Origin of the sequence: Nocardia sp. NPDC005978, assembly GCF_040614455.1 — a bacterium.
GTDB lineage: Bacteria > Actinomycetota > Actinomycetes > Mycobacteriales > Mycobacteriaceae > Nocardia.
In genome coordinates, this window is the sequence record NZ_JBEXUS010000032.1 from 1 (window position 1) to 18,306 (window position 18,306).

Sequence of the window (18,306 nt, forward strand, 5' to 3'; positions counted from 1 at the left end):
GCCGGTCACCTTCGGGTGACCGGCCGGAGTCGTTCCGGTGCTGATCGGCGTGGCGGGCGGACGGGCCGCGCCGCCGTGCTCGGCGGAGACCGCCGGTCCGGCCTAGGGCCGGAACAGTTCTCCCGCACGGGGTCCGGGGCCGAGTGACTCGGCCGCGAGCGAGAGCGCGGATTCCGGCGCGATCGGGCCGAGCGAGCTGGACTTGCCGCTGTTCGCGATGATCGCGATCGCCACGATCACGATGATCAGCACCACCACGATGCCGCCGATGATCCAGCCGATCGGACTCGAATTCTGCTGCTGCGGTTGCCGGTACATCTGCTGCGACGGATTGCGCGGCGGCTGGCCGGCCTGGCCGTACGCGGGCACCGGGGCCTGATGCACGAAACCCTGATTGGCCGGGTTCTGATACGAGGGCGTGGCGATCGGCGGCTGGTTGGGGTACGCGGGCGCGGATCCGGACTGACTCGGGTACGCGGGGCCCGGTGTGGCCGTCTGGCTCGGATACGCCGGGGACGAACCGCCGCCCTGCTGCGGATACGCCGGCCCCGACTGCTGGTTCGGGTACGCCGCACCGGAATTGGGGACCGGATACGCCGGGCCGGATCCGGACTGCTTGGGGTACGCCGGGGTCGAGGGCGGCGGCTGGTTCGGGAACGCGGGCCGCGGGCCGGGACCCGGCTGCGGGCCGGGCGACTGCGGGCGCGGGGTGACCGGCGGCGCCGGTTTGACGACCGGCTGCGGGTGCACCGGGGTCGGCTGACGCGGCGGCGCGGGCGGATTGACGATCGGCTGCGGCCGCACGGGGGTCGGCGGGCGCGGGGGCGTGCGCGGAGCTGTGAGCACGCGCTCGATGGCCGCGGCGAATTCGGTGCAGGAGCGGAAGCGGTCCTGCGGGCGCTTGGCCAGTGCGCGGGCCAGGACACCGTCGATGGCGCGGGGTAGTTCCGGGCGCAGCGGGGTGGCGGGAGGCGGGGGCTGCTGCAGATGCCCGCGAATCACCGCCGCCGGGCTGGTGCCCTCGAACGGCACCGCGCCGGTGAGCAATTGGAACAGCGTGCAGGCCAGCGCGTACTGATCGGAGCGGCCGTCCAGGGTCGCCCCGGTGAGCTGTTCGGGGGAGGCGTAGGCCAGGGTCGCGGTCACGGTGCCGGTCTGGGTGAGATGGCCTGTGTCGTCGCGCAGGCGGGCGATGCCGAAATCGGTGAGGTAGACGCGTTCCCCGCCGGAACCGGACTTGGCCGAGGCTCGGGCCAGCAGAATATTGGCGGGCTTCACGTCGCGGTGCAGGACGCCGCGCCCGTGCGCGTAGTCCAGGGCCTTGGCCGTCTCGGTGATGATCTGCACGGCGCGCATGGGCGGCAGGTTCCCGGCCTTGACGGCGGCCGCGTTCACCCCGTCGACGAACTGCATGGAAATCCACAGCTGTTCGCCCTCGGTGCCGCGGTCGTAGACCGTGACGATGTTCGGATGGTCCAGCTGTGCCACCAGGTCCGCTTCCCGGACGAACCGGGCGCGAATCTCGGTGTCGGTGAACATCTCCTGATTGAGCAGTTTCAACGCCGTCTTCCGCGGCAACCGCGGATGCTGAGCCAGGTACACCGCGCCCATACCGCCGCGACCGAGCTCGCGTTCGATGACGTAACCGGCGAACACATCACCAGAGCGCAATGCCGAGCCCCCGTTTCCACGAGATAGATCCGGATGCGAGCCTACCGTGCCTAATTTGCCCTCCGCTTCGCTCCGGGCGGATCGCGGCCCCCCTGGCCCGGTTCTTCCCTCCCTCCGCTCCTCCGCTTGGCTCCCCCGCTCCACTCAGTCCAGAACCGGGCGGGCCGCGATCTTCGAGGGGAGGTCGGAGAGTGGGGGCTGGTGTGGGGCTCTGCCTTGTGGCGATTTGGGGTGGGGTTGTTTGAGTGGGGTCAGGCGGGCTTTCCGGCGTTCTGGTTTGCCCAGGCCTGGATGTCGCCTCGGTTCAGGGCGACCGCCAGGAGGTCCGGGAAGCGGTCCGGGGTGCAGGCGAACGCGGGCACGCCCAGCGCGGACAGGGCCGCGGCGTTGTCGTGGTCGTAGGCCGGTGCGCCCTCGTCGGAGAGGGCCAGCAGCACCACGACCTGGACGCCCGCCTCCTTCATGGTTCGGATGCGGCGCAGCATCTCCGCGCGGACACCGCCCTCGTACAGGTCGGAGATCAGCACGAACAGGCTGTCGGCGGGGCGGGTGATCAGCGACTGCGAATAGGCGATGGCGCGATTGATGTCGGTGCCGCCGCCGAGCTGGGTGCCGAACAGCACGTCCACCGGATCGGACAGCTGCTCGGTGAGGTCCACGACCGCGGTGTCGAAGACCACCAGCGACGTCTTCAGCGACCGCATCGACGCCAGCACCGCGCCGAACACCGAGGCGTACACCACGCTGGAGGCCATCGAACCGGACTGGTCGATGGCCAGCACCACATCGCGCTTGACCGCCTGGGCCTTGCGGCCGTAGCCGACCAGCCGCTCGGGCACCACCGTGCGGTGCTCGGGCAGATAGTTGACCAGATTCTTGCGAATGGTGCGGTCCCAGTCGATATCCCGCAATTTGGGGCGCGACACCCGGGCCGCGCGGTTGAGCGCGCCGCCGACGGCCGCGATGGTCTGCGCGGCCAGCCGGCGCTCGATCTCGCGCACGACCTGCTCCACGACGGCGCGCGCGGTGGCCTTGGTGGTCTCGGGCATGACCCGGTTCAGGCTCAGCAGCGTGCCGACCAGGTGCACGTCCGGCTCCACCGCCTCGAGCAGTTCGGGTTCGAGCAGCAGTTCGGTCAGGTTCAGCCGATCCACCGCGTCGCGCTGCATGACCTCCACGACCGTCGACGGGAAGTACCGCCGAATGTCGCCCAGCCACCGCGCGACCTGTGGCGCGGAACCGCCCAGTCCACCCGAGCGCCGCCCGCTCCCGCCCTGCCCGCCCCCGTCGTACAGCGCCCCCAGCGCCCGATCCATGGCCTGGTCCGCGGCCGCCCCGAGCTCGCCCATCCCGCCGCCCTCGGCGGGCGCCCCCAGCACCAGCCGCCACCGCCGCGCCTGTGCTTCGTCCACTTCGGTCATGACATCACTCCGGTTCTCGTGGTGGACAGCGGTGTGCGCCCCGGCGCGCCGTCCGGGCCGATCGGATACTCGCGGCCGATCATCCGGTGAGCCCGAGAATCGCGGCGGCCGCGTGCAGGGCGAGTTCGCCTCGGGCGGTGTCGTATTCGGTGACGGTCGGCGACATCGTGGCGGCGCCGGTGTGGCGCACCGCCTGGGCGATGGCCTGGCGTTCACCGGAATCGAACCCGCCGAACGTGCGCCGCAGCAGCGGGAGGGTGGCGACGAACTGTTCCTCGTCCAGCCCGCACAGCCAGGTGTCGATGAGCGACAGCAGGTTTCGGTCGTGCACCAGCAGCAACCCGCGACCGCCCAGGAAGCCGTCGATCCAGGCGGCCTTGTCGGCGGCGGTGTGGCCCACCGACAGCGCGGCCGAGAGCCTGCGCGCGGAGTCGGCGGCGTCGATGATCTCGGCGTCGCAGAGCAGGCGCACCGCGCGGCCGATGAGACCGCCGTGAATGTCCGTGCGATCGGCCACCCCGCGCAGCGCGGTGAGCCAGGACCGGGTGGCCCAGTCGTCGTTCCGCGCCGACAGTGCCTGGTGCACACCGTCCATCAGCGCGCGCAGCGCGGCGGCGGAGTCGGCGTCCAAGCCGGTGACCGCGCTCGGCAGCCCCGCGCACACCCGCACCAGCAGCCCGTCCGCGACCCGGGCGAGGGCGGCGGTGTCGGTGCCGCGCACATCCCCGTAGCGCAGCGTGCGCAGCAGCCCGGGCAGCGCCGCCAGCAGATGCGTGACGTCGTGATCCAGTGCCGCAACGCTTTCCAGCCGGGTGATGAGCCCGTCGGTGGCCCCGCCCAGATCGGCGAGCAGCGCCGCCTCCAGCGCGTTCGCCACCTGCCCGACCGTCGCGTCCGGGGCCGCGACCGTGTCGAGGATCTTGGCCTCGGCGGCGGTGCGCAGCGTGGTGCCCCAGCGCGCGGCCTCCACGATCGAGATGGCGAGTTCGGGCCGCCATTGCAGCACCCAGGTCTCCCGGAAGGTGCCGGTGGCGCGCACCTGACTGTCGGTCAGCCGCCCCCACCCGATTCCCAGCAGCCGCAGCTGGTGCAGCAGGCGGGATTTCGCGAGGCCCTGATCGGTCCGCAGATCCAGATCCACGGTCCGCTCCAGCGCCTGCTGTTTCATGCGCAGCGTCTTGATCCGCGCCCGCAGATCGGCCTCGAGCGGCACCGTCGGCGTTCCGTCGGGCACCGCGCCCAGCGCCTCCCCGACCACCAGTTCGGTGCTCACCAGCCGCAGCAGCACCTCGTCGCCGTCGCACAGCACGGCCCGCGTGGCCTCGGTGACCTCGGACAATCCGGCCAGGGGCCGCCCGCGCAGCGTCGCCAGGGTCTCGGCCAGCCGCACCGCCTCGATGATGTGCGCGCTCGACACCGGCAGATCGTGCGTGCGCAGCATCCCCGCCACCCGCGTCAGCCACCGTGCGATCGGCTGCTCGGTGACGGTGAACAGATGGTGGTACCACCCCGGCGAGGTGATCCCCGCCCCGTACCCCGAGGAACTGGACAGCCGGGAATGCGTCCACGGCACCCACGTCAGCGTCGCCTTCCCCTTGGGCAACCCTTTGAGCACCCGCGCGTCCGCCGCCGCCGGCCCGAGCTTGCCCTTGAGCGCGGGCGCGTGCCACGCCCCGCACACGACGGCGAGTCGAACGGCGCCGTCCTTCAACGCCTTCCGCATGACCTGCCGCATGTACGCCTCGCGCACCAGCGTGTGCGCGTCGACCACGATCCGGGCCGGTGCGGGTGCGGCGGCGGGATCGCTCGGGTCGAAGCCGACGGCCGATCCCGGAGCGCCGGTTCCGCCTCCGAACGCCGGATCGGCGGAAATCGGAGCGGAAGGGGGCTTCTCACCGGCCGGCGAGATCTTCCCGGGCGTCGCCGCGCCGGTCGGGAGCACAGTGGAGTCCCCGCTCGCGGCAGCGGACTCGCCACCTTGGGTGGTGGATTCGCCTCCCGCAGTAGCAGATTCGCCCGCAGTCGCGGGCTTTCCCGCGGTGGACTCGGCTCCCGCCGATGAGGTTTCGCCTGCGGCCGAAGCGCCTGCCGCCCGCTCGCCCTCTTCCGGAGTGGTGTCCGCATCCCGTGGCCCACTCTCGCGGGCGGCGGGCTCTCCTTCCACTCCGAGTTGCTCGGCGTGCTCGCGCAGCGCCGCCATGGCCTCGTTCACCGCCGGGAAGATGTCGGCGTCCGTGGCGGATTCGACGATCGCGTCCCACCAGCGCTCGGCGTCGTCGTATCCGCCCGCCTCAGCGAGCAGCGCCAGCGGGTCGCCCGTCGCGCCCACCTCCTGGTCCATGGCCAGCACGGTGGCGGCCGGGAGATCGCAGAACCCCACGCGCACACCGTTCTCGGCGGCGTAGCTCATGGCCTGCCACTCCGGGGAGAACTCGGCGAACGGCCACATCGCGGCCTTGGCCGGTTCGTCGGGGCGGTAGCCGAGCAGCGCGACCGGGGGTTCCATGCCGTCGGCGGCGACGAAACCCAGCAGCGGGTCGGCGTCGGCCGGACCCTCGATCAGAATCACGTCCGGCCGGAACCGGTTCAGCGCCAAGCGCAGCGAACGCGCCGACCCCGGACCGTGATGGCGGATACCGAACACCCGGGTCTCGGGCTCCGGGCGGGCCGCGCCGCCGGAATCATTCGACTTCGTCTGCCGCGCAGGGGATACGGAGTCCGCGAGCCCGCCCTGCCGCGCCGCGGAGCCGGACTCCGGAACCGCGGGCCCGGCGCCGTCGTCGGCGCGCATCAGCTCACCTCACGCGCGGCGCGGTAGAAGTCGGCCCAGTCCGGGCGCTGGCGCACAACGGCTTCCAGGTACTCGGTCCACACCACGCCGTCGGCGACGGGATCCTTGATGACCGCGCCCAGCACCGCGCCGGCCACATCGCCCGCGCGCAGCACGCCGTCGCCGAAATGCGCGGCCAGCGCCAGCCCGTTGGTGATCACCGAGATCGCCTCGGCGGTCGACAGCGTGCTGGAGGGCGACTTGAGCTTGGTCCGGCCGTCCGCGGTCAAGCCCGAGCGCAGTTCGCGGAAGATGCGCACCACCCGGCGCACCTCCTCGGCCGCCGCGGGCACGGCGGGCAATTCCAGTGCGGCGCCCAGCTGTTCGACCCGGCGGGTGACGATGTCGACCTCCTCGTCCTCCCCGGCCGGCAGCGGCAGCACCACGGTGTTGAAGCGCCGGCGCAGCGCGGAGGACAGCTCGTTCACGCCGCGGTCCCGATCGTTGGCCGTCGCGATGAGATTGAAGCCCTTGGCCGCCTGCACCTCCGAACCCAGCTCCGGCACCGGCAGCGTCTTCTCCGACAGCACGGTGATGAGCGCGTCCTGCACGTCCGACGGAATACGGGTCAGCTCCTCGAGCCGCGCGATCGACCCGGCCCGCATGGCGGTCATGATGGGCGAGGGCACCAGCGCGGCCTCGCTCGGCCCCTCCGCGAGCAGGCGGGCGTAGTTCCAGCCGTAGCGGATCGCCTCCTCCGCGGTGCCGGAGGTGCCCTGCACCAGCAGCGTGGACCGGCCGGAGACGGCCGCCGCGAGATGCTCGGACACCCAGGTCTTGGCGGTGCCGGGCACGCCGATCAGCAGCAGCGCGCGATCGGTGGCCAGGGTGGAGACCGCGACCTCCATGAGCCGGCGCGGTCCCACGTACTTGGGCGAGATGACCGTGCCGTCCGGCAGCGCGCCGCCCAGCAGATAGGTCACCACCGCCCACGGCGAGAGCTGCCACGACGGCGGGCGCGGGCGATCGTCGGCGGCGGCGAGCGCGGCCAGCTCGCCGGCGAAAGCCTGCTCGGCGTGCGGGCGCAACAGAGTGGCGGACTCGCCGTGCCCGGTGGTGCGAACGTCGGAAGTGGTCACTGCAGCTCCTCGAGCATCGTCTTGCGTTGAATCAGGTCGTGGGCGAGCTGGTCGAAAGCCTGCTCCCAGTAGGGATCTCCGCAGCGCTGGGCGATCCCGGACACCATGTCCGCGCCGGTCACCGGGAAATGCGCGGAGGACGCGCGGAACAGCGTGCGATAGGAACCCGGCACCAGCGAGGGCGCGCCCGGCCGATCGGCGGACAACTGCGCGCGTTCGAGCAGCAGGCGCAGCACGTGCTCGGCCATCGGGGCGGGCCACGGGTGCGGCACCGCGCGCAGCAGCGATTCGATCTCGGCCAGCCAGCTGCTGTCGAGGCGGCGCAGATGCCGGATCTGATCGTCCAGCGGTTGCAGAGCGAAGAGCTCACGCAGCTTCTCGCTGTCGGACTCGCCCGCCTCCTGCGCCGCGAACGCCCCGAACAGCGCCTTGGCCCACGCCGAATCCCGTTGCGCCAGCGTGGCATCGGACCAGCCCGCGAACATGGGCCCGCGCATGCCCTGCGACATGGCCACCCGCACCGCCTGTTCCGGCGGTCCCAGCACCCGCTCCCAATGCCGCAGCGGCGTGCCGGCCACCACCCGGTGCAGCCATTCCGCGGCGAGATCCGGTGCGCCCTCCGCCCGATAGGCGGTGTAGCCGTAGGAATCTCCCACGCCGTCCCGGCGCGCGGCCTCATCGAGCACGCCCGGACCGGTCGTGGTCAGCACCGGCTGCCGCAGGCGCGGCCCGAAGCTCAGCCACGCGCCCGCCCGTTCGGCCATCCGTCCCGCGAAGGTGGAATCGGGCAACCGCCCCAGCAGATCAGCCGCCGTCCGCCGCACCTCGGCGCGCCGGTCGTCGAGGGCGGTCTCGAGCATCGCCTCGTCGCCGAGCCCGAGACCGTCCGCGAGCACCAGCAGCAATTCGGCCTTGCCCGGCCCGGATTCGGTGCCCCAGGACCCGGCCAGTGCCGCCAGCGCCGCGTGCCGATCGCGAGCGCGCAACTGCGCCAGCCACAGTCGGCGCTCGGCGGGCCGCCCGTGCGACCACACCGACTCGTCGTCGACGGGCGCCCGCACCAGCGACCGCCACCCCGGATGTTGCGCGGCCAGCCACCGCCCCCGCGCCCCGGCCAGCGCCAGCAGCGATTCGCGGTGCGCCGACAGCGATTTCGCCCGATCCAGCAGCAGGCTGCACAGCTCGTCGGGCGCCCGGAAGTCATGGGTGGCGGCCGCCGCGAACCATTCGTCCAGGAACGGCGAGTTCTCCCCGAGCAGCTCCGCCAGATGCGCCCCAGCACCCCGGGGCAAGAGCAGCCGATCATCGTCCTGCGCCGGATCCGGCTGCTTCACCGCACCCGCGGTGACCGCGCCGCGCGCGAAACAATCCTGCAGCGCAATGGTTTCCAGCAGCAGCGCGGCGGGTTCACCCGTCAGCCGCGCGCTCAGCGCCGCCACCGGCGCCGGCAGCGCACCCCCGCCCGCCTGCCGCCGCGCCGTCCCCACCAGCGCGGCCGACACGAGTTCGGTCATCGCCGAATCGCCGCGCCCCGCGGAGACCCCCGCCGAACTCCGCTCCGCGACAGCGACATCGGTGACGATCCCGATGTGCAGGGCGGCCACGGGAATCAGCCCGCCCGCCGACCATTCCCCGACGACGGTCACCGGATGCCCGCCGGACAATCCCAGCAGCTTCCACGGCTCCCCGTCGCCGGGTGCGATCGGCACCGCCGCCCCGTCGGATTCGACCACGTACCAGCCGCTCTCGTCCCGCACCGGCACGACCTCGGCCAGCAGCACGGGCCACGACCGCAGGAAGGGATCGGCCCCGATCGCCGCCGCGTACTCGAGCAGCGCCGCGGCGATATTCCCCGGCCGGTCGCCGGGCACAGCTCGGGCACCTCCATCGGTGGCGGCCGTCCGCGAGCGGGGAACCATCGCGTGGGCAGACCCCGTGGCGGACGCGGATTCCGCCTCGTCCCGGACACCGCCGCGGCCGGACTCGGCGTCGATCGCCGCGCCCGGATCCGTTGCCGCCGAGCTGTTTCGCGCAACCGGCAGTCGCGGGATCGTGGTGAAGGGTTCGGGAGCGGCGTGGCGGGCGCCCCACAGCGCGCGCAGGGGAGCGGCGCTCGGATAGAAGTGCAGCTCCGCGTCCACCTGGAAGCCCGGCAGCGGGGTGTCCGGCGGAAAACTCGGGCTGCCGTGATGGTGATCGATCAGCAGCGCCCAGCGGCCGGTCTCGTGCCCGCGCAACCAGATTCGGCGGGTGTAGAGCGCTTCGTCGGAGGTGACGTGCTGTCCGAGCACCAGCCAGCGGTCCCGCACGGCGGGTTCGGTGTGCACGGATTCGGCGGGAACCTGGTAGCCGATATGGGCGCGCACGCTGGCGCGCAGCGCCGGCTCGAGCTCGTCCGAACGCGCGTGCGCGGCGGAGAGCAGATGCAGGCGGGCGTACTCGCGCAGCAGAACCTGCGGCCAGTCCGCGCCGGTCGCGGCGCGCGGCAGATGCCGCAGCGTGGCCGCGACGCCGGGGGCCTGCGCGTCGACCATGCGGGCGGCGACGGTTTCGAAGGCGAGCGCGGAGCGGTCGGTCTGCGCGAGCCCGGTCCGCACCTGATCGGTGAGCCAGGTGTCGAGATCGGCGAGCCCGGCCGCCACCCGAGCCCGCCGCTGATCGGCGCTCGCCCCGCCGTCACGAGCCGGCGCGGCGCCGGTCGGCCGCGCGGCGGGCACGGCCTTCTTCGCCTCGCGCGCCGCCCGCCCCGCCAGCCATTCCGCCGCGAAATCGGCCGGCGCCCCGGTAGCCGGAACATTGCCCTCGGCCCAGGAAAGCAGCAGTGAGAGAGCGTGTTTGCACGGGAACTTCCGGCTCGGGCACGAGCATTTGTACGCGGGCCCCGAGGTGTCGATCACGGTCTGATACGGGCGACTGCCGCTGCCCGCGCACAGCCCCCACAGCGCGTCCCCGTGCGCTCCGCTGCCGCTCCACTTGCCCCGCAGCTTGCGCGCCGCGGTGAGCGACGCCGCGTCGGGCGCCAGCGCCGCGATCTGCTCGGCGGTCCAGGCGGTGGTCATCGTGCCCCCTTCGTTCGTTCACCGCATGTCTATCGCAGCCCACCGACAAGTGCACGGGTGGTGATATTGCTGGTATTTCGCTGGGCGCGATCATGAATTCTCGGCACCGAAGCTGTGAAATAGCTTGTCCGCAAATAGAATTCGAATGTCGAAGATATCGGCCCGAGTCATTCGCCGTGCGGTGTACGGCGATCACCGCGAGCACTCACCCCGGCCCCGCACCGTCCACGCGGTAGGGTTCGGCCATGGCCCGCGTAGCGATCGAATACTGCACCCAGTGCCGCTGGCTGCTGCGTGCGAGCTGGATGGCGCAGGAGCTGCTCACCACCTTCACCACGGACCTGTCCGAGGTCGCGCTGGTACCCGGCGACGGCGGAATCTTCCGTATCACCGTGGACGGTGAGCAGATCTGGGAGCGCAAGGCGGACGGCGGCTTTCCCGACATCACCGTGCTGAAGCAGCGGGTACGCGACCGAGTCGCCCCCGGCCGTTCCCTGGGTCACTCGGACAAAGCCGCCGAGACCGGCCCCGCGGAGTAGTTCAGCCGCCCACCCGTCTCACCGGGTCAGCAGCACCCGCCGCCCCCGCAGCATCCGCCGCCCCCACCCGCGGGCGCGACCGGCGCGACCGGCAGCCCGCCGCCACCCCCGCGGCTCACCGTTCCGAACGTGGTCAGCAGCTTGACGGTGTCCGAATGCCCCTGCGGGCAGTCGGCCGGATCGGACGCCGCCGCCATGGGACGGGTCACTTCGAAACTGTCCCCGCAGCTGCGGCAGCGGTACGCATAACTCGGCACCGGCCCAGCGTAGGCCACCGCCCGCCCTCGAGCCCCGTGACGGCGCGCGGTCCCCGGTGGCCGGACCGTTGCCGATCTCCCCGGTACCCTCGATTTACGGAGTACGAGGAGGTGGGCGATGAACACTACGTTCTTCGAGACGCTGCCGGACGAACACGCCGAACCGGTGGCCGGGACCGAATACGGCCGGGTACGCGGCCGTCGGCAGGACGGCATCGCGGTGTGGCGCGGCATTCCCTACGCGGCCCCGACCGGCGGCCCGAACCGCTACCGCAAGCCCCAGCCCCCCGAACCCTGGGACGGCGTGCGCGACTGCTTCGACTTCGGCGAGGTCGCCCCCCAGAGCGCGGGCTTCGTCCCCGTCGACTCCGGCCTGCGAATGGGTGAGGACTGTTGCTGGCTCAACATCTGGGCCCCCACCGCGCCCAGCGACGAGCCCCGCCCGGTCATGGTGTGGTTGCACGGTGGTGCGTTCTGCCTCGGAACCGCCGCCCAGGCCATCTACGACGGCCGCAAACTCGCCGAGACCGGCAACGTGATCGTGGTCGGGGTGAACTACCGCCTGGGTTCCCTCGGCTTCCTGGACCTGTCCTCCCTGGGTCCCGAGTTCACCCCCAACCTCGGCCTGCGCGATCAGATCGCCGCCCTGGAATGGGTCCGCGACAATATCGAGGCGTTCGGCGGCGATCCCGGCAGCGTCACCCTCTTCGGCGAATCCTCCGGCGCGGGCTGCGTGACCGCCCTGCTCACCTCCCCGCTGTCGGCCGGGCTGTTCCACCGGGCCATCGCCCAATCACCGCCCGCCACAACGGTGTTCGGCCAGGAGCGGGCGGCCGGCGTGGCCCGCCGCTTCCTGGAGATCCTGGACCTGAAGCCCGGCGAGGGCGCGGACCTGCTGGACATGCCTATCGAGCGCATCATCGCCGGGGCCGGAATTCTGCTCGACGAAGTGCCCACCCGTGAACCCGGCCGCCTGGCCGCCGCGCCGGTGGTGGACGGCGAGGTGCTGCCCGCGTACCCGAGCGACCGCTTCCAGCAGGGCCGCTCGCACCGGGTCCCGCTGATCATCGGCACGAACAAGGACGAGGCGTCGATGTTCCGCCTGTTCCGCTCGCCGATCATGCCCGTCACCCCCGACGCCGTGAACGCGATGCTGCGCGGGGTGGCCGCCGAGCATCCCGGCATGTCGCCCGAGCGGATCGCCGAAATCGCCTCCGCCTACGGCGATCTCAACACCGCGCGCAGTGCCCTGACCATGTCCGGCGACGCCGCCTTCCGGATGCCCGCGCACTGGGTCGCTATCGCCCACTCCCAGCACTCACCGACCTGGATGTACCGTTTCGACCACGCCACCCCGATGCTCAAGGCCGCCCGGGTCGGCGCGGGCCATGCCACCGAATTGCCGTACGTATTCGGCAATTTCGGGTCGTTCGACCGCGATCCCACGTTCTGGCTCGGCGGGCGCAAGGCGGCGCAGGAGGTGTCCGGGCGGACGATGCGGCGCTGGACGGCGTTCGCGGCGCACAGCGTGCCCGCCGCCATCGACGGGTCCAAGCACTGGCCGCCCTACACCGCCGCCGATCGGCGGACGCTGATCATCGACGCCACCGATCGGATCGTGGATGATCCCGATTACGACCGGAATTCGGTGTGGGGCGATCAGGTCGTCGGATTCTTCTGAGCCGGAACGGATTTCGTTGCCGGTGGGATTTCGCTCTCAAACGACAGCGGCGGCCCGCTTCCCCAGCCGGGCGGGCATCCGCGAATACCCGTGCAACGTGTACAAAGGCCGCCGCTCGGGCACCCCCGCCAACGCCAACTCCGGGAATCGATCGAACAACGCCCGCAACGCGTAAACCCCCTCCATCCGCGCCAGACTCGCCCCGAGACACGTGTGAATCCCACTGGAGAACGTCAGATGATCCCGCGCGTTGGCCCGGGTGATATCGAACGACGCCGGATTCTCGAATACCTTGGGATCCCGATTGGCCCCCGCCAGCGACATGACGATCACGTTCCCCCGCTGGAATTGCACGCCCCCGATCTCCGCGTCGGCCAGCGCGAGTCGCGCGGTCGACTGCACCGGCGCGTCGAAGCGCAGCACTTCCTCGATCGCCGGCGCCCAGAGTGCGGGATCCTCACGCAGTAGCGCCAATTGGCTCGGATGCGCGAGCAGCTGCACGATGCCGTTGCCGATGAGATTCACCGTCGTCTCGAAGCCCGCTCCCATGAGCAAGCTCGCGGTGGCCTTGAGTTCGCGATCGTCCAGGTCGCCCGCGCTGACCAGACTGCTCAGAATGTCCTCGCCCGGCTCGCGCCGGAGTTGCGCGATGTGCCGGTTGAGGTAATCGTCCATGTCCATCATGGCTTCGGCGGCTGTGCGCCACGACTTCCAGGAGATGCCGAAGTCCAGCAGTGGACTGGCGGCGTCGCCCCACTCCAGGAATTCGTCGCGCGATTCGTGCGGGAAGCCCAGCATCTCGGCGATGATCGCGATCGGAATCTGCTGCGCGTAGTCGCCGATGAGATCCGCCGAACCGTTCTCCGGCAGGGCGTCCAGGAGTTCCTCGGTCACCGTCTCCACGCGCTCGCGCAGGCGGCCGACGGCGCGGGGCGTGAAGGCCGCCGCGACCGATTTGCGCAGGCGGGTGTGGTCCGGCGGGTCGATGACCAGCATGGACGGCGGCTCTACCGGGTTGGGCGGAAGCTTGGCCGAGCGGATGGTGTCGCGCAGGCCCTGGGGGACATCCAGATTACCGAGGCCGAATATGCCGAATCGATTGTCGCGCAAGATACCCCGGACCAATTCGTAGTCCGCGGTGGCGTGCGCGGACGGGCTGCGCACGAGTCGCCCGCGGCCGCGCAATTCCTCTATGTACGGGTAGGGATCGGCGATGGCCGCGCGACTGCCGAACAGTCGGCCGAAGGGATCACCCCGCCGCGCCTGCAGGCGCAACATGTAGCGGGCGGCACCCTGCTCGAACAGCCACCGCAGTCGGTATCGCGGGCTCATCATCGTTGATCCCCTCTCCTCGGGTATCTCTCACCGTACGGAAAGCCGACGGGGTGAAAAAGGTCCCGAGGAGGGAATTCGCGCTCCTACCGGGGTAGGACTCAGGACCGCCGGGCGGTGACCTTCTCCGATACCACGCGTCGTTCGACGAGGGCCGGATCCGGGTGGCTGACCTGCACCAATGATGCTCCCGCTGCCAACACCGCGACGAAGCCGTCGATCAATTCGGCCGGAGTTTCCCACGGTGTACTCGACAGCACGCGGTCCTCGGCCGTGAAGCCCTGTCGCTGCGCGGATTTGCGCGCTTGCTCGAGCACCGCCGAGACCGAGAGTCCATCCAGGGCGCATCCGCTGTCGCCGGGGCGGAATTGATCGCCGTGCACGCGGACCGAGGTCGCGTAGTCGGTGACGCCGACGGGCAGATCGCGCACCGGCATGCCCATGGGATCCAGGGACAGGGCCGCGATCTCCGGGATGTCGCCGGCCTCGTCGATGCGCTCGGCCGTGACGAGCGCGAGTTCGGCGTCCGGATCGGCCGTCAGCACGACTTCGGCGCCCGCCCACCAGCAGCCCAGCAGCACCGCTGCCGTCTGCCAGTGCGCGGGCAGCAGCACCGCCACCCGGGAACCCGGCGACAGGCCGAATTCGTCGCGAATCATATTGGCGGTCTTGGCCGCCCAGTTGGCGAGCGTGAGCGCGGACAGTTCGATGCGCGCGCCGGTCGCGTCGTCGTAGTAGGTGACGCGCGGACCCGCCGGATCGCGGGCCAGGATGGGGTCGAGTACCGCGTCGGTGAGGGTCTCGTTCAGTTGACGCATTTCGGTCCGTTCTTACCGGCATCGATGGGTGCAGCTGGCGGAACCGGCGTCATGGTGGTGGAGCTGATGGTGAAATCCACCCCGGTGCCGGTCGTCGAACCCGGACCAGAGTAGTCACTCGCGAGCACGACACGGACCGAGCCCTCCGCCAATCCGGGCTCGGCGTAGACCGGCAGTCCGCCCAGGGCCTGCGCGACCGCCCGCGCCCGCGGATCGCCGCCGTTCAGCGCGAGCACGCGGCTGCTCTGCACGGGCCCGCCGATCCAGTTGTCCACCGTCCCGGTGCGGAAGCCCTTGCCCGCCAGCGCCTGTGCGGCAACCGCGGCCAGGCCGCCGGTGCCGCTGGCGTTGTAGACATCGGCCACCACGGTGCCGGGATCGATGCCGCCGGTTTCCTTGAAATCGTCCGCTGATCCCTCGCCGATGGTGCGGGCCACGTACTTCTGCACGGCGGCCGGATCGACGCGCACCACCGATTCGCCGTTGTCGGTCCAGCCGTTGAGATCCTTGACCGGAATCGTCTCGAACTTCACCTGCCCGCCCGAGAGATCCTGCAATTGCGTCAGAAACGCCAGCACATCCCAATTATCGTCCAGCACGACCGTGCGCCCGACCGCCTTGCTCAGATCGCTCAATCGTCCCGGGTTCGTCAGGGTCTTCGCGCTGACCACCTGGTGCACGAGCTGGGCCATGTACACCTGCTGGCGCACGATGCGGTCGAGATCTCCGCGCGGTAGCTCGTGCCGCTGGCGGACGAAGCTCAGTGCTTCGGCGCCGTCGAGCTTCTGCTCGCCGGCGGCGAAGTCCGCGCCCGAAAGCGGTTCGTACACGGCGTTGTTCAGGCAGACGTCCACTCCGCCCACGGCGTCGGTGAGCAGTACGAAGCCCAGCAGTCCGACCTCGGCGTAATGGTCGACGGTGATACCCGTCAGCGTGGCAACGGATTTGATGAGGGCTTGCCGCCCGGCGAGGGTGGATTCGCTGTCGGCTTCCGAGGCCGATTCGCCCTTGTCGAGCAGCTTCTGCTGCTCGGTCAGCTTGGTCACCCCGTACGCGGAGTTGATCTTGCCCTTGCCCAGTCCCGGAATATCCACGTACGAATCGCGCGGAATGGAGATGGCGGTGGCCGATTGCCCGTCGTTGGGCACGCGGATCAGCACGATGGTGTCGGTATTGAGCCCGACTTCGTCCCCGGCGTGCAACATCGCGCGCTCGTCCTCCGACAGCGGATTGCCGTGCGCGTCCGTGCGCGAGTCGATGCCGACCATGAGGATGTCGACCGCGCCGTCCTTCCCCCCGCCCAGACCCAGGTCGCTGATCCGCTCGATGCTGGATACGAGCTGATCCACACTCCGCCAGCCCAGTCCGGTGACCACGAGCACCACGATCGCGGCCGCCGCGGACAGAACCCGCAGGGGATGCGACCGATCCCGGCCGCCACGCACTCGGGGCCCGGCCGGGCGAGAGGGTAGCGGTGCGGATGCTCTCCTGGTCTGCGACAACCCCTTGCTCCCTCTTCCAGTCCTCGGCCGACCGCGCTCGCGGTCGGGGTGATGTCTGTGGAGTGCCCCCAAATGCAGGCTAGACGCGCTGTCGGACATGTCCGTGTAGCCGGAGCTCCGTGAGTCGTGTTGCTCTGTCGCGCAGGCGCGCGCGAGAACTGGACATTCGCGCAGGTAGCCAAGGGTGTGCGCGAAACCGATCGCCGCTCGTGTCACACTGGCCGCCGTGACTTCCCCCGCCGTGACACCCATCACCGAGCGGCTCGTGGTGACCGGTGCGCGGGGACAGCTGGGCCGCGCGCTGCTGCGGCACGCGCCCGCCGCCCGCGGTTACGGCCGCGCCGAGCTCGACATCACCGACGCCGATGCCGTACGCGCGGTACTGAATCCGGGCGATACCGTGATCAACTGCGCCGCCTACACGGCCGTGGATCAGGCCGAGACCGAGGTGGACGCGGCCTTCGCCGGCAATGCCACCGGACCCGCGGTGCTGGCCGCCGCGTGCGCGGACATCGGCGCGCGGCTGGTGCACATCTCCACCGACTACGTGTTCCCCGGCACCGCGACCCGGCCCTACGAACCCGGCGACCCCACCGGACCGGCCACCGTCTACGGCCGATCCAAACTCGCGGGGGAGCGGGCCGTGCTGGAGCTGGATCCGCGCGCTCGCATCGTGCGCACCGCGTGGGTCTACACCGGAACCGGCGGCGATTTCGTCGCGACCATGCGCCGCCTCGAGCGCGAACGCGACACCGTGAACGTGGTCGCCGACCAGATCGGATCACCCACCTACGCACCGGATCTGGCCGGGGGCCTGCTGGAACTGTCGGGTCGCCTGGACGCCGAGTCCGGCACGGCGGGCGGCCCGTCGGTCATCCCGCGAATTCTGCACGCGGGCAATGCCGGCCGGGCCAGCTGGTTCGACCTCGCGCGGGCCGTCTTCGCGGGTCTGGGCGCCGATCCGGAACGTGTGCGCCCCTGCGGCACGGCCGATTTCCCGAGACCCGCTCCGCGCCCGGCATATTCGGTCCTTTCGGGCACGGCCTGGGCTGCGGCGGGGCTCACGCCCCTGCGGGAATGGCGAGTGGCACTGCACGACGCACTGACCGACATCTCCGACTAGGCTGGGCGTCCGTGAGCCCCTCGGATTCTGTCGAACCGCCGTCACTGGCCGTCGTCACGGTGACCTACTCGCCCGGTGAGCACCTGCAGCACTTCATCACCACCCTAGCCACCGCGACGGGCGAGAAGCCCCAGGTGATCCTCGCCGACAACGGCTCGGTGGACGGTGTGCCGGAGCTGATCGCCGAAGCCAACGCGCACGTGCGCCTACTGCGCACCGGCGGCAACCTCGGCTACGGCGGCGCCATCAACCGCGCGGTCGCCGAGATCGACCCGGACATCGAGTTCATCGCCATCGTGAACCCGGACATTCGCTGGGGCACCGACTCCATCGACGAACTGCTGACCGCGGCCCGGCGCTGGCCGCGCGCGGGCGCGCTCGGGCCCAAGGTGCTCGAGCCGGACGGCAGCCTCTACCCGTCGGCGCGCTCGGTGCCCGGCCTGCTCGACGGCGCGGGCCACGCGGTCCTGGGCAGCATCTGGCCCACGAACCCCTGGACTCGGCGCTACCGCCAGGAGAACGAGCAGGTCTCCGAGCGCACCGTGGGCTGGCTCTCGGGCTCCTGCCTGCTGGTACGCCGCGCGGCCTTCGACGCCATCGACGGGTTCGACTCCCGGTACTTCATGTACATGGAGGATGTCGACTTCGGTGACCGCATGGGCAAGGCGGGCTGGCACAATGTGTTCGTGCCGACCGCCGAGGTCACCCATGCGAAGGGTCACGCCGCCGGTAAGCACCCCGAGACCATGTTGCCCGCGCACCACGCCAGCGCCTACCGCTTCCAGGCGGACCGGCATCCGCACTGGTGGCAGGCGCCTTTGCGGGTCGCGCTGAAGGCCGGACTTGCGATCCGCTGCAAGCTTGCGGTTCGATCCGCTCTGCGTGAACGCGATGCGGCCGAGGCCGCGGCCGGCTCGACCCACTGAGCCTGCCGCATGCTCCGGCGGGTCCCGGAGCACGCATCAGCGAATTTCGATAGACACCTGACCACAGG

General features: G+C 71.0%; 13 protein-coding genes. 4 read left to right on the forward strand and 9 right to left on the reverse strand.

The features are described from left to right. Positions 1-102: 102 nt before the first annotated feature. The 5 genes from ABZ319_RS16795 to ABZ319_RS16815 all read right to left on the reverse strand — a co-directional run bounded on the left by ABZ319_RS16795 (position 103) and on the right by ABZ319_RS16815 (position 10,060). Complete coding sequence (locus tag ABZ319_RS16795; protein WP_354987310.1) at positions 103-1,671, reverse strand: protein kinase; 1,569 nt, start codon at positions 1,669-1,671, stop codon at positions 103-105. Positions 1,672-1,922: 251 nt separating this feature from the next. Continuing rightward, positions 1,923-3,092: a VWA domain-containing protein gene (locus ABZ319_RS16800; protein WP_354987311.1), complete on the reverse strand. Its 1,170-nt coding sequence runs from the start codon at positions 3,090-3,092 to the stop codon at positions 1,923-1,925. Positions 3,093-3,171: 79 nt separating this feature from the next. Next, on the reverse strand, positions 3,172-5,883 hold the full coding sequence (locus ABZ319_RS16805) for a DUF5682 family protein (RefSeq protein WP_354987312.1): 2,712 nt from the start codon (positions 5,881-5,883) through the stop codon (positions 3,172-3,174). Next, positions 5,883-7,001, reverse strand: a complete 1,119-nt coding sequence (locus tag ABZ319_RS16810) for an AAA family ATPase (protein ID WP_354987313.1) — start codon at positions 6,999-7,001, stop codon at positions 5,883-5,885. The genes ABZ319_RS16805 and ABZ319_RS16810 overlap by 1 nt, the downstream gene beginning before the upstream one ends. Then, a complete protein-coding gene (locus ABZ319_RS16815) occupies positions 6,998-10,060 on the reverse strand; it encodes an SWIM zinc finger family protein (RefSeq protein ID WP_354987314.1) in 3,063 nt (1,020 codons plus the stop codon). Before ABZ319_RS16815 ends, ABZ319_RS16810 begins: the two co-directional genes overlap by 4 nt. Positions 10,061-10,305: 245 nt before the next feature. On the opposite strand from ABZ319_RS16815, the gene ABZ319_RS16820 reads away from it, so the two are divergent. Continuing rightward, positions 10,306-10,599 carry a SelT/SelW/SelH family protein gene (locus ABZ319_RS16820; protein WP_354987315.1) on the forward strand — a complete coding sequence of 98 codons (294 nt, stop codon included), beginning with the start codon at positions 10,306-10,308 and terminating at the stop codon, positions 10,597-10,599. Positions 10,600-10,625: 26 nt separating this feature from the next. On the opposite strand, the gene ABZ319_RS16825 is transcribed toward ABZ319_RS16820, so the two are convergent. Next, complete coding sequence (locus ABZ319_RS16825) at positions 10,626-11,090, reverse strand: zinc ribbon domain-containing protein (RefSeq protein ID WP_354987316.1); 465 nt, start codon at positions 11,088-11,090, stop codon at positions 10,626-10,628. On the opposite strand from ABZ319_RS16825, the gene ABZ319_RS16830 reads away from it, so the two are divergent. After that, positions 10,975-12,537 (forward strand): carboxylesterase/lipase family protein, encoded by a 1,563-nt coding sequence (locus ABZ319_RS16830; RefSeq protein WP_354987317.1) that lies wholly within the window; start codon positions 10,975-10,977, stop codon positions 12,535-12,537. The genes ABZ319_RS16825 and ABZ319_RS16830 overlap by 116 nt on opposite strands. A gap of 36 nt (positions 12,538-12,573) precedes the next feature. On the opposite strand, the gene ABZ319_RS16835 is transcribed toward ABZ319_RS16830, so the two are convergent. The 3 genes from ABZ319_RS16835 to ABZ319_RS16845 form a co-directional block, all read right to left on the reverse strand. Further along, positions 12,574-13,872, reverse strand: a complete 1,299-nt coding sequence (locus tag ABZ319_RS16835; RefSeq protein ID WP_354987318.1) for a cytochrome P450 — start codon at positions 13,870-13,872, stop codon at positions 12,574-12,576. Positions 13,873-13,970: 98 nt separating this feature from the next. Further along, positions 13,971-14,687, reverse strand: coding sequence for a TIGR03089 family protein (locus ABZ319_RS16840; RefSeq protein WP_354987319.1), 717 nt, complete (start codon positions 14,685-14,687; stop codon positions 13,971-13,973). Further along, positions 14,675-16,063, reverse strand: coding sequence for an LCP family protein (locus ABZ319_RS16845; protein ID WP_354987320.1), 1,389 nt, complete (start codon positions 16,061-16,063; stop codon positions 14,675-14,677). Before ABZ319_RS16845 ends, ABZ319_RS16840 begins: the two co-directional genes overlap by 13 nt. A gap of 352 nt (positions 16,064-16,415) precedes the next feature. Between ABZ319_RS16845 and rfbD the strand changes: the two genes are divergently transcribed. Beyond that, the gene (rfbD, locus tag ABZ319_RS16850; protein WP_354987321.1) at positions 16,416-17,312 is read left to right on the forward strand and encodes a dTDP-4-dehydrorhamnose reductase; all 897 of its coding nucleotides are present in this window, start codon (positions 16,416-16,418) and stop codon (positions 17,310-17,312) included. An 11-nt stretch (positions 17,313-17,323) separates the two neighbouring features. Then, positions 17,324-18,238: a glycosyltransferase family 2 protein gene (locus tag ABZ319_RS16855; protein WP_354987322.1), complete on the forward strand. Its 915-nt coding sequence runs from the start codon at positions 17,324-17,326 to the stop codon at positions 18,236-18,238. Positions 18,239-18,306: the final 68 nt, after the last annotated feature.